General features: G+C 49.1%; 10 protein-coding genes and 1 pseudogene. 8 read left to right on the top strand and 3 right to left on the bottom strand.

The window, feature by feature from the left end; all coding sequences use genetic code 11:
* Nucleotides 1-121: 121 nt before the first annotated feature.
* Nucleotides 122-1,093 carry a KpsF/GutQ family sugar-phosphate isomerase gene (locus C1H71_RS09560; RefSeq protein ID WP_130106355.1) on the bottom strand — a complete coding sequence of 324 codons (972 nt, stop codon included), beginning with the start codon at nucleotides 1,091-1,093 and terminating at the stop codon, nucleotides 122-124.
* Between the two features lie 277 nt (nucleotides 1,094-1,370).
* On the opposite strand from C1H71_RS09560, the gene C1H71_RS09555 reads away from it, so the two are divergent.
* On the top strand, nucleotides 1,371-3,341 hold the full coding sequence (locus tag C1H71_RS09555) for a monovalent cation:proton antiporter family protein (RefSeq protein ID WP_130106354.1): 1,971 nt from the start codon (nucleotides 1,371-1,373) through the stop codon (nucleotides 3,339-3,341).
* 178 nt (nucleotides 3,342-3,519) lie between these two features.
* Complete coding sequence (locus C1H71_RS09550; protein ID WP_130106353.1) at nucleotides 3,520-4,710, top strand: M23 family metallopeptidase; 1,191 nt, start codon at nucleotides 3,520-3,522, stop codon at nucleotides 4,708-4,710.
* Nucleotides 4,711-5,031: 321 nt separating this feature from the next.
* Here C1H71_RS09550 and C1H71_RS09545 read toward each other — a convergent pair whose 3' ends face one another.
* Entirely contained in the window at nucleotides 5,032-6,180 is a 1,149-nt protein-coding gene (locus tag C1H71_RS09545; protein ID WP_188053694.1) for a Do family serine endopeptidase, read from the bottom strand.
* Between the two features lie 21 nt (nucleotides 6,181-6,201).
* Here C1H71_RS09545 and C1H71_RS09540 point away from each other — a divergent pair, with 21 nt between their 5' ends.
* The 5 genes and pseudogenes from C1H71_RS09540 to C1H71_RS09520 all read left to right on the top strand — a co-directional run bounded on the left by C1H71_RS09540 (nucleotide 6,202) and on the right by C1H71_RS09520 (nucleotide 10,355).
* Nucleotides 6,202-6,954: a Nif3-like dinuclear metal center hexameric protein gene (locus tag C1H71_RS09540; protein ID WP_223146027.1), complete on the top strand. Its 753-nt coding sequence runs from the start codon at nucleotides 6,202-6,204 to the stop codon at nucleotides 6,952-6,954.
* On the top strand, nucleotides 6,954-7,406 hold the full coding sequence (locus C1H71_RS09535; protein WP_130106352.1) for a hypothetical protein: 453 nt from the start codon (nucleotides 6,954-6,956) through the stop codon (nucleotides 7,404-7,406). Before C1H71_RS09540 ends, C1H71_RS09535 begins: the two co-directional genes overlap by 1 nt.
* Before the next feature lie 311 nt (nucleotides 7,407-7,717).
* Entirely contained in the window at nucleotides 7,718-8,302 is a 585-nt protein-coding gene (gene petA / locus C1H71_RS09530) for a ubiquinol-cytochrome c reductase iron-sulfur subunit (RefSeq protein ID WP_130106351.1), read from the top strand.
* An 11-nt stretch (nucleotides 8,303-8,313) separates the two neighbouring features.
* Complete coding sequence (locus C1H71_RS09525) at nucleotides 8,314-9,588, top strand: cytochrome b (protein ID WP_130106350.1); 1,275 nt, start codon at nucleotides 8,314-8,316, stop codon at nucleotides 9,586-9,588.
* Between the two features lie 12 nt (nucleotides 9,589-9,600).
* A pseudogene (locus C1H71_RS09520) lies at nucleotides 9,601-10,355 on the top strand (cytochrome c1).
* A 272-nt stretch (nucleotides 10,356-10,627) separates the two neighbouring features.
* Here the strand turns inward: C1H71_RS09520 and C1H71_RS20635 are convergent.
* Nucleotides 10,628-10,867, bottom strand: coding sequence for a hypothetical protein (locus C1H71_RS20635; protein ID WP_188053758.1), 240 nt, complete (start codon nucleotides 10,865-10,867; stop codon nucleotides 10,628-10,630).
* Between C1H71_RS20635 and C1H71_RS09515 the strand changes: the two genes are divergently transcribed.
* On the top strand, nucleotides 10,834-11,439 hold the full coding sequence (locus C1H71_RS09515) for a glutathione S-transferase N-terminal domain-containing protein (RefSeq protein ID WP_130106349.1): 606 nt from the start codon (nucleotides 10,834-10,836) through the stop codon (nucleotides 11,437-11,439). The two genes, C1H71_RS20635 and C1H71_RS09515, sit on opposite strands and share 34 nt — an antisense overlap.
* The last annotated feature ends 21 nt before the right edge of the window (nucleotides 11,440-11,460 follow it).

Genomic DNA, 11,460 nt, shown 5'->3' with positions numbered 1-11,460 from the left:
CTCAAACAAAGTCGTTTGTAATAATCTTACAGAAACATAAATATAACCTCATGCTTTCGATAAGCTCAGGTTCAAGGGCAAAAATTTGAACACGAAATATACACAGCTTTTTTTGCTGATTTTAAACGACACGGGCGCGAAGTAGGTCATGCATATTTATCGCACCGACCAAGATCCCAGCCTCTAACACCAGCAAACCATTGACGCGGCGTGCGTCCATTTGCTGCACCGCTTCGGCGGCTAATTTATGTGATTCAATCGTTGCTGGTGCTAAAGTCATCACCGTGGATACAGGAGTATCACGCACATCGACACCCTGATCCAGTGCACGGCGCAAATCCCCATCGGTAAATATCCCGAGTAGCTGACCTGCAGCATCTACCACGGCGGTCATTCCCATGCCTTTCTTGCTGATTTCCAATAGGGCATCGCGCAGTAATACGTCTTGCCGAACCACGGGTAAAGCATCGCCGGTATGCATTAGATCGCGCACAAGCACCAATAAGCGCCGCCCTAAGCTACCACCGGGGTGAGACAAAGCAAAATCTTCAGTCTGAAAGCCACGCGCCTCTAATAAAGCCACCGCCAGCGCATCGCCCAAGGCCAAGGCTGCCGTGGTACTTGCCGTTGGAGCTAGGTTCAGCGGACAGGCTTCTTGAGCAACTCCCGAATCCAAATGTACGTTCGCTTGTTTGCTTAAAGTAGATTGCTCATTACCCGTCATAGCAATCAAGGGGATGCCTAAGCGTTTAAGGCTAGGGAGCAAAGCAATCACTTCATCACTTTCGCCGGAGTTAGATAAAGCCAGCACCACATCGCAGCGGGTAATCATGCCTAAATCGCCATGCGCAGCTTCAGAAGGATGAACAAAAAAAGCCGGCGTGCCCGTACTGGCCATCGTCGCGGCTATTTTTTTAGCGATATGACCTGATTTACCAATACCAAGCACGATAACTCGCCCTTGGCAGGCTAGAATTAATTCACAGGCAGTGACAAAACTAGGATTGAGTCGATCGGCCAGAGCAGAAACCGCTTCAGCCTCAGCCCGCAATACGCGCTTGGCGCAGTCGAGGATAAATTTGGCATTTTTCATATGCGCGAAAGTATAAGAGATGCAGCCCCTCTCCCGCCACCTGCGTCTTCTGGCAATATGCCAAGCAAGATCAATAATAATGCATAAACTTAATGGATAATTCAGCATTCAAGGTTAAATAAAGCATAGGGAAGCCGCATGTGGGCAAGTTAGTATTTAGAGCAATACCCCCAAATGCCGTCATACAAATGGCGAGTAAGATGCCGCCAACGCCCCCAAGCCACTGCTTCGCAGTAGGATAAAGCCCAACCAGCAATGCCCCATTTTCTTGAGCCCTATGTCCATCCAGCTATCCTCCTTATTACTTTTACTTGCCGCTGCCGTATTAACGGTGGTGCTTTGTCGTCGCTTAAAGCTTCCGGCCATGCTGGGCTATTTACTGGTCGGGCTACTGATTGGGCCACACGCCCTTGGTTTTATTCCTAGTAGCGACGAAGCCACCCACCTAGCAGAGTTTGGTGTGGTGTTTCTGATGTTTACCTTGGGGCTGGAGTTTAACCTTGCTCGCCTCAATGCCATGCGCCACATTGTATTTGGCCTAGGAGCCATGCAAGTACTGACGATGGTGGGTGTGGTCATGGCGATTTGCTTAATAGCGGGGCTAGATTGGAAGGTAGGTTTGGCGTTGGGGGGCGCTTTATCTATGTCATCCACAGCTATGGCATCAAAACTACTGGCTGAGCGCAATGAGCTGCACTCGCCGCACGGACAAAACGCCATCGGTATTTTGCTATTTCAAGATTTAGCCGTAGTGCCGTTTCTTATTATGATTCCAGTGCTAAATTTTCCTGGTAATGAGCTGCTGATGGCGCTGGGTTTGGCTGCGCTAAAAATCATCGTGGTCTTGCTGGTTTTGCTCTACTTTGGGCAAAAATTGATGCGGCCTTGGTTCAATATTGTGGCAAGGCAACACTCCAGCGAGCTCTTTATGCTCAACCTTTTACTAGTGACACTGGGGATTGCATGGATCACCGAGCTAGCAGGTTTATCCCTAGCCTTAGGTGCGTTTTTAGCGGGAATACTGATTGCAGAAACTGATTTTCGCTATCAAGTAGAAGACGATGTCCGGCCTTTTCGTGACCTGCTGCTCGGGCTATTTTTTGTTACCGTTGGGATGAATCTGGATTACTCGGTACTGCTAAAGCAATGGTGGCACGTGCTCTTAGTACTGGCCCTGCTTGGCCCTGGCAAAATCTTACTGATCGCAGCCCTTTCAAGAATTTTTGGCAGTACGCCCGGCTCATCTTGGCGCACAGGCTTCACCCTTGGCCAAGGTGGTGAATTTGCTTTTGTAATGCTGGCACTAGCCTCCAAAAGCCAACTACTCCCTGATAGCCTATTGCAAACCACAATCGCGGGCATCGTATTATCAATGCTGATTACCCCCTTTTTGATTCAGCATTCAGACAAAATAGTGCTACGGCTTGCGCGTTCAGAGTGGATGAACCTAGCCGCCAATTTGCACCAAATTGCCGTACGCAGCATGCAAAGCCAAGGTCACGTTATCTTGTGTGGCTATGGCCGCAGCGGCCAATCTTTAGGACGTATTTTAAACCAAGAAAACATTGGCTTTTTTGCCCTAGATTTAGACCCTGATATCGTCAGAGAAGCTTCTGCCGCAGGCGATTCGGTGGTATATGGTGACGCGGCCAAGCGTGAAGTTTTGATGGCCGCTGGGCTCATGCGCGCCAGTGCCATTGTGGTGACCTACGCCGAAACGCACTCCGCTATGCAGATTTTAGAAGTGGTACACAGCATTCGGCCCGATTTGCCGGTGATTATCCGCACCCAAGACGATAGCGATATTGATCAGCTGAAAGACGCAGGCGCAACCGAGGTGGTGGCCGAGATTATGGAAGGCAGCTTGATGCTTGCATCGCACACTCTCATGCTGTTGGGCGTACCGCTTAATAAAGTGGTTTACCGTGTAAGGGAAGTGCGGGAAGCACGCTATCAACTGTTACGCGGCTTTTACCGTGGCGTAAGCGAAGACGCAGAAAACAGCGACCGACCACAACCACGCCTGCATACCATTTATCTTTCCAATGAAGCTGCAGCCATTGGTAAACATATGGGCGAATTACAACTCGATAAACTACACATCGAGGTACGTAGCGTACGCCGCCGCAATATGCGCCCTACCCAGCCCGATGCCAGCTTTGAATTACAAGCAGGCGATATTTTAGTGCTACTTGGGGAAAGCGATAACCTCGCTGCCGCCGAGATACGTTTGCTGCAAGGGAGCTAAGCAGAATCACGCCAGCAAGAGGAAGCATGTATTTAATCTTTTAAAACATTGACTTACTCCACAAAAGACCTGACCATACACTTTCGCAATTCTGTTTTACAAAAATGGAATTGCGAAGCCTTGTAGCGGACTAACACACCGTTTAGGCCGCTTGCATCCTTTATCAAAGGAGGTCTGTATGCGTAGTCAGCGCCTTACCCAGCTTGCCGTACTCATTTTATCCGCCACTCTCTTTAGCACAGCACCTGCGGCAGAAATCAGCCCCGAACTGCAAAAAGCAGCGAGCCAAGCCATGCTCATGCAGCTGCAACCCACCGTTCAGCAAGGGATTCTGATTGAAATCCAAAAAACACACCCCGATAAGCACTGGATTTTGGGTAGTGCCACCCTCATCCTGCCCTCACACCTTGATGATGTGCCCGAAACACGGCTCTTTATGGCGCAATACATCGCGAACCACTGGCGAGTGGCCATCGAGGGCAGCGAGCAATATGCGCTATTGCTAGAACAAGCACCTGATGCACTCTTTGCCCCCAATGAAAGAAAGCTGCTCCTGCAATCCCAGAGCGTGAATCAACGTCAAAAACCCCTTGCGCCACTGGCAGAAGTACAGACAGGGCTTGGGCTGCCTTGGGCAGAAGGCACTGCATGGCGCCTCACAGGTGGGCCGCATGGTGACGATCAAACCAGCCGCCCGTTTAATTCTCTGGATTTTGCAGGTGGTAATGGCAGAGTACTGGCACCGCGTGATGGGCTCATTTATCAAAGCTGCTTACGTAATGGCAGTGGGCTAATTACCCTTGTCCACGATAATGGTTTCACCAGTAGTTATTACCATATGGAGAACCTCACTAATTTGAGTAATGGTGCTGCGGTGCGCAAAGGCACTTATCTGGGCAATATCGGGGTGGGTCTGCCTTGCGGTGGCTCCACCACAGGCCCACACGTGCACTTTGCCCTTAAGCAAGGCAGTAATAAAACTCCAGTTGATGGCAAAGTTATTGGCGGCTGGTTATTTCGTGAAGGCAATGTCCCTTACCAAGGCTATGCCTCACGCAATGGCAAGCAGGTTAATGTAGGCGGCGAATTACTCAATTATGGCGGAGGCAACGCCTTACCTTCTGGCAAAGTGACGCCGGGCAATAATGAAAATACGGTTAATCTGCGCCAGTCTCCCTCGCTCAGCGCCGCTATTGTTGGCTCATTGCAAAGAGGTGAAGCCGTCGCCATTGTCTGCACTTCACAGGGTGACTGGGTAGATGGCGTATGGGGGCGAACTCAGCTCTGGAACCGCCTAAGCGTAGGCAGCTGGATTAGCGATGGCTTCATTGATACGGGAAGCAACCAAGCCGTAGCGCCTCCTTGCTAGGGTCTGTTGACGTTTCATTCACGGCTGCGTTTGGCCCAGTTTTGGGGCTGAACAAGGAGAAAATGGCGACATGGTACGAGTACCATCAGCGATTTTTAACGCCGTGCAGCCCCAAAAATGGGCTAAACCCAAAGGGCTGAGCCGGAAAATGGCCATTCACTGCGTTATGCTCCTCGACAATAACCCGTTATTGCCTTCGTCACATGCCTTGTGTCTGGCCGTTTTCCGGCTCAGCGCAATGGCGAATGAAACGTCAATAGACCCTAGCCTAAAGCAAAAAATCCACGCAAATGCGTGGATTTTTTTGCTTTATTGACACAACTACTGCCGATTAAATTTTGGCCGCTTACCCAATTTAACCGTTAACAATACAGGTGTTCCCTTACGAAACACCTGCATCACCACCTCGTCTTCTGGCTTAAATGCAGCAATCAAATTAAGCATTCCCGAGGCATTTTGCACTTCATCGCTGCCAATTTTCAGCAAGATATCGCCAGGCTTTAAGCCCCCTTTATCCGCAGGGCCGCCACGCACTACACCGGCAATCAAAGCCCCTTTGGCTTCCACCAAATGAAAAGAGGCCGCCAGCTCTGTTGTAACCTCTTGCATCTCTACCCCTAGCCAGCCCCGCGTTACGCTACCGTCTTTAATCAAAGCATCCATGATTTGACGAATCGTTGTGGCGGGAATAGCGAAGCCTATCCCTAAGGAGCCGCCCGTTTTGGAGTAGATTGCAGTGTTAATTCCGACCAAATACCCCTTGGTATCCACCAAAGCGCCACCTGAATTACCCGGATTAATTGGTGCATCAGTTTGAATAAAGTTCTCAAAAGTATTAATGCCTAATTCGGATCGGCCTAAGGCAGAGATAATCCCCATCGTCACCGTTTGCCCAACACCAAATGGATTACCAATCGCCAAAACCACATCGCCAATTTCTGCTTTTGCTCCATTGGCAAAAGTAATTGCGGGTAAATGGTCTAATTCAATCTTAATCACGGCTAAATCAGTATCTGGATCTGCGCCTATCAATTTAGCTGAGGCAGTTCGGCCATCTGACAAGGCCACCTCGATCTCATCAGCAGACTCAACCACATGGTTATTGGTGATGATATAACCTTGATCAGAGACAATCACACCCGAACCCAAGCTAGAAGCACGCTGATCATCCCCGCCCAAGCGATCGCCAAAAAAACGCTTAAAGCGTGGATCTTGGAATAAAGGCGGCAGCTGCTTCTTCATTTCTTTGGCGGTGTAGATATTTACCACCGAAGGCATCGCCAGTTTTGCCGCAGGGCTATACGATGCCACAGCAGGGGTCGATGCAATGTCCGAGTGATTTTGCTGCACAGTAACCACCGGCGCGGGCGCGGGTTGACGCACTAAATCAGGACGAAGTAATGAAACAAGGAACCAGACCGCAAGACCTGCAGTCGTAGTTTGTGCGAAAATTAACCAAAGTTTTTTCATGATTTCCAAGGCGCTGTTGAAATGCCCATAGCACGACAAGATCTAGAAAATTATATCGGACAACTGCTACTTGTAGACAGTTGGCGTGACTACTGCCCAAATGGGCTACAAATTGAAGGCCGCCCCGAGGTGCAGCGCATTGTCACAGGGGTGACGGCTTCCTTGGCCTTAATTGATGCCGCAATCGACTTAAACGCCGATGCTTTAATTGTGCATCATGGCTTTTTCTGGAAAGGTGAAAACGCCTGCATCACTCGCAGTAAAAAAGCCCGTATCGCCAAGCTGCTCGCCAACGACACCAATTTATTCGCCTACCATCTTCCACTAGATGCGCACCCAACGCTGGGTAATAACGCACAATTGGGCCAAAGACTTGGGCTCAGCGAAACCGGACGATTTGGCGATCAAAAGCTAGCGTGGATCGGCGAACTCAAAACAGCGGCCACTTTGGCAGAATTCACACAGCAAATTGATGCGCAATTACAACGATCTCCGCTGGTAATTGGTACCGATGAGCGCATCATCAAACGCGTGGCTTGGTGCACCGGTGGCGCGCAAAGTTTTTTTCACGAAGCGGCCACTTTAAACATTGATTGTTTTATTACTGGTGAAGCATCTGAATTTGTCACCCACTTGGCCAATGAAAGCGGTGTAAGTTTTATCGCCGCTGGGCATCACGCCACCGAGCGCTATGGCGTTCAAGCCCTAGGTCAGCACCTAGCCAGCCAATATGGGCTAGAACATATCCATCTTGACCTTGCGAATCCCGTCTAATGAAACGTCTTTTAATTGCCCTAAGCTGCGCCGTCTTCCTTTCTGCTTGTGCCAGTCCCCCTAGCCGCCAAAAAACAGCGCCGGCCCCAAATACTAAAGTCCCTAGTGCCGTCAATTTACCCAATCTCAGCGACAACATTATTGTGATTAAGGATAGGCAAGCCCAAGCCATTTTTGATGACATCGTGCAGTACCGTAAACAAAAAGGCATGCTACTTAAGCGTAGAACTTCACAGCGGCTAGAATTCAGCATGAAGATTCCTAATGTAACGCAAGCCACCGAAGCAAGAATGAGCTATTTGCTGTCCCCTGTTGAAGGTGGCTTTCAACTCTCAGCACGCGTTTGGCAGATCACCGCGCCCGGAACCGCACGCGAAAACGTGAGCGAAATAACCGATGCTGTGGCGGATAAAATACACGAAGAGTTACAAACTTACGCCGAAACCAGGTAATTGCCTTGGAGTAATGAAAGAAAGTTAAGCATATGCATTACGCTGCTAATAACGAGTAAAATATATGCCAAATATAGGTTTATGCTCACCCTAAGCCAAAACACAGGTATGGGGCCAGATGAAATGATCGGTTGATATGGGCTATAAAAGCGGATATTAACTTCCACAAAACGACGTACTTACGCTTGTTCTTGGCCTCCCTATCAGCTAGGAGCAAGATAAATTATCGATGACATGCGCGCAAAGCTTTAAGTTCCCCTGTCGTTTCAGGTAGAATTTGGTGGTTTTAGCCGTCAATCAGGGATTGGGTTATGAGTGACCAGCAAGTAGATAACAGCAAACGGCGATTCCTGCTGATCGCCACGGGCATTGCCGGAGCGGTAGCAGGGGCGGGTGTAGCCACGCCTTTTATTGCCAGTTTTTTTCCTTCCGAGCGAGCCAAGGCTGCGGGTGCACCCGTAGAATTGGATATCAGTAAGCTTGAACTGGGCCAACAAGTGACCACCGAATGGCGGGGTAAACCAGTCTGGGTTGTGAAACGCACTCCAGAAATGCTGGCGAACTTACCAAAGCTCGATAGCAAGCTAACGGACCCAACATCTGCAGACAGCGAGCAACCAGAATACTGCAACAACGCTGCCCGCTCGATTAAACCCGAAATTTGGGTAGCACTTGGCGTCTGTACACATTTGGGCTGTTCGCCAACCTTCCGTCCGGATCTGGCTCCTGCCGATTTAGGCTCGGATTGGTTAGGTGGCTTTTACTGCCCATGTCATGGCTCCAAATTCGACCTCGCTGGCCGCGTGTACTCTGGCGTTCCAGCTCCGAAAAACCTCGTCATTCCACCGCACAAGTACATTACTGAAGCGCGGTTGTTGATTGGCGACGATAAATAAGAGGCTGACCCATGAGCAAAGCACAAGAGATGGGCCAACAGGCCCTCAACTGGGTGGATGAGCGTTTCCCGCTAACCTCCACCTGGAAAGCACATATTTCCGAATACTACGCACCAAAAAACTTTAACTTCTGGTATTTTTTCGGCTCATTGGCGATGCTGGTATTGGTGATTCAGATTGTCACCGGTATTTTCCTCACCATGAACTACAAGCCAGATGGCTCGTTGATTCCAGGTACTAATATCTCGGTCGCCTTTGCATCTGTCGAATACATCATGCGTGAAGTGTCGGGCGGCTGGCTGATTCGTTATATGCACTCCACCGGCGCATCGATGTTCTTTGTGGTGGTTTACCTGCATATGTTCCGTGGCTTGATTTATGGTTCTTACCAAAAGCCGCGTGAGCTGATCTGGGTCTTTGGCATGATGATTTATCTTTGCCTGATGGCTGAAGCATTCTTAGGCTATTTACTGCCATGGGGCCAAATGTCATTCTGGGGTGCACAGGTTATTGTGAATCTGTTTAGCTCTTTGCCTATTATCGGGCCAGATCTATCGGTACTGATTCGTGGTGACTTTGTGGTGTCTGATGCCACGCTCAACCGCTTCTTTGCTCTACATGTCATTGCACTGCCGCTGGTGCTGCTGGCGCTGGTTGTAGCCCACCTTGTGGCCCTGCACGAAGTAGGCTCTAACAACCCTGACGGCGTAGAAATTAAAAAAAAGAAAGACCCTAAGACTGGTATTCCACTCGATGGCATTCCTTTCCACCCTTACTACACCATCAAAGATATTTTCGGCGTATCCGTATTCCTTGCGGTATTCAGCGCGATTATCTTCTTTGCACCAGAAATGGGCGGCTATTTCCTTGAGCACCCAAACTTTGATCCGGCTGATGCACTAAAAACTCCAGCGCACATTGCGCCCGTTTGGTACTTCACCCCGTTCTACGCCATTTTACGTGCTGTGCCTTCTTTCCTTGGCACACAGGTTTGGGGTGTATTAGCGATGGGCGCAGCAACCATGATTATTGCGGCACTACCTTGGTTGGATAAATCACCCGTTAAATCGATCCGCTACCGTGGCCCGATTTACAAAACCATGCTCACGCTGTTTGTGATTGCCTTTATCGGCCTTGGTATCTTGGGTGCGCTGCCTTCAACCAATGTCCGTACCGTTATTGCACAGGTACTATCGGTGGTTTACTTTGTGTTCTTCTTGGGGATGCCTATCTATACCAAGATGGATAAAACCAAGCCGGTTCCTGACCGCGTAACGATGCACTAAGGGGAGGACGACATGAAAAAAACACTCAATACACTGCTGTTCGCCCTCTTGGCCAGCGTTAGCTTTGGCAGCCAAGCCAATACCGATGTGCATTTGGATAAAGCGCCGATTAATCTGCGCGATACCGAAAGCCTGCAACGAGGTGCGCAAACCTTCGCTAACTACTGCTTGTCCTGTCACGGTGCGGTAGCCATGCGCTACAACCGCCTGCAAGACATCGGCCTGACCGAAGACCAGATCAAAGCCAATCTGATGTTCCCCACCGAAAAAGTGGGGATTTGATGAAGGTGTCGATGCAAGCTAAAGACGCTAAGGTTTGGTTTGGTGCAACGCCACCTGATTTGTCAGTGATTTCACGCTCGCGCGGTGCAGATTACCTTTATACCTATCTGCGCAGCTTTTACCGTGATGACACTCGCCCTACCGGCTGGAACAACCTGACTTTTGATAAAGTCGGTATGCCCAACGTGTTGTGGGATCTGCAAGGGCAGCAAGTTTTAGAAGTTAAAAAAGAAGGCGAGCACGAGCACAAAACGCTTAAGCTGATTAAATCAGGCTCTCTGACCAAAACGGCTGAAAATGGCGCTTTCGATCAAACCGAATTCGACCATCGCGTGGCAGATCTGGTAAACTATATGGTTTATATGGGCGAGCCAGCTCAAGTGAAACGTGAGCAAATTGGCTACGGTATCTTGCTATTCTTGTTATTTTTTATGATACCAATCAGCTACCTGCTGAAGAAAGAATACTGGCGCGATATTCATTAATCGACCTAGGGTCTGTTGACGTTTCATTCGCCATTGCGCTGAGCCGGAAAACGGCCAAGCACAAGGCATGTGACGAAGGCAATAACGGGTTATTGTCGAGGAGCATAACGCAGTGAATGGCCATTTTCCGGCTCAGCCCTTCGGGTTTAGCCCACTTTTGGGGCTGCACGGCGTTAAAAATCGCTCATGGTACTCGTGCCATGTCGCCATTTTCTCCTTGTTCAGCCCCAAAACTGGGCCAAACGCAGCCGCGAATGAAACGTCAACAGACCCTAGTTATTAGCAAAGAAGCGGAAAGGGCAACCTTCCGCTTCTTTTTTTGCCCAAACCCCAAAATCAGCAAAAACAGCAAAAACAGCCTTTAACCGCACCAACAAATAAACCATATAAATCATAATGTTAGCGTCATATTCTGGATTAAACTCTTCATTGTGAGTAGAATGCGGGCATTCATATACTTTTGCAGAGATCCGTCGCCATGATGAAGCTTTATTCCGGTACATCCTGCCCATTCAGTCACCGTTGCCGTATTGTTCTGTTTGAAAAAGGCATGGACTTCGAAATTATCGATGTTGATGTACACAGCAAACCAGAAGATCTAGCAATAATGAACCCATACAACGAAGTACCTGTATTGGTTGAGCGCGATCTTACTCTGTACGAATCTAATATCATCAACGAGTATATCGACGAGCGTTTTCCACATCCGCAGCTGATGCCAGCGGATCCGGTGATGCGTGCACGCGCCCGTTTAATGTTATTTAACTTTGAACGCGAGCTGTTTATCCACGTTAAAACACTGGAAACTAGCGGCACCACCAAAAAAGAAATGGAAAAAGCGCGCACCACGATTCGCGATAACTTGACTCAAATCGCCCCTTTGTTTGCTAAGCAAAAATTTATGCTGGGTGAAGAGTTCTCTATGCTCGACGTAGCAATTGCTCCATTGATCTGGCGCTTTGAGCACTACGGTATTGAAGTCACCAAGGCACTTGCGCCAATTATGAAATATGGCGAACGCCTGTTTAGCCGCCAAGCATTTATTGATTCGCTAACTGCGAACGAAAAAGCTATGCGTAAGTAACAAGCAGGAATTAAGGGCGTC

It is taken from the genome of Iodobacter fluviatilis, from assembly GCF_004194535.1.
Classification (GTDB): domain Bacteria; phylum Pseudomonadota; class Gammaproteobacteria; order Burkholderiales; family Chitinibacteraceae; genus Iodobacter; species Iodobacter fluviatilis_A.
This window is presented reverse-complemented; position numbering and strand designations above follow the sequence as displayed.

Excerpts from the sequence above, each read along its gene's own strand:
- C1H71_RS09560 (WP_130106355.1), bottom strand. The coding sequence starts at position 1,093 with ATGAAAAATGCCAAATTTATCCTCGACTGCGCCAAGCGCGTATTGCGG.
- C1H71_RS09555 (WP_130106354.1), top strand. The coding sequence starts at position 1,371 with ATGTCCATCCAGCTATCCTCCTTATTACTTTTACTTGCCGCTGCCGTA.
- C1H71_RS09550 (WP_130106353.1), top strand. The coding sequence starts at position 3,520 with ATGCGTAGTCAGCGCCTTACCCAGCTTGCCGTACTCATTTTATCCGCC.
- C1H71_RS09545 (WP_188053694.1), bottom strand. The coding sequence starts at position 6,180 with ATGAAAAAACTTTGGTTAATTTTCGCACAAACTACGACTGCAGGTCTT.
- C1H71_RS09540 (WP_223146027.1), top strand. The coding sequence starts at position 6,202 with ATGCCCATAGCACGACAAGATCTAGAAAATTATATCGGACAACTGCTA.
- C1H71_RS09535 (WP_130106352.1), top strand. The coding sequence starts at position 6,954 with ATGAAACGTCTTTTAATTGCCCTAAGCTGCGCCGTCTTCCTTTCTGCT.
- petA (WP_130106351.1), top strand. The coding sequence starts at position 7,718 with ATGAGTGACCAGCAAGTAGATAACAGCAAACGGCGATTCCTGCTGATC.
- C1H71_RS09525 (WP_130106350.1), top strand. The coding sequence starts at position 8,314 with ATGAGCAAAGCACAAGAGATGGGCCAACAGGCCCTCAACTGGGTGGAT.
- C1H71_RS09515 (WP_130106349.1), top strand. The coding sequence starts at position 10,834 with ATGATGAAGCTTTATTCCGGTACATCCTGCCCATTCAGTCACCGTTGC.
- C1H71_RS20635 (WP_188053758.1), bottom strand. The coding sequence starts at position 10,867 with ATGGGCAGGATGTACCGGAATAAAGCTTCATCATGGCGACGGATCTCT.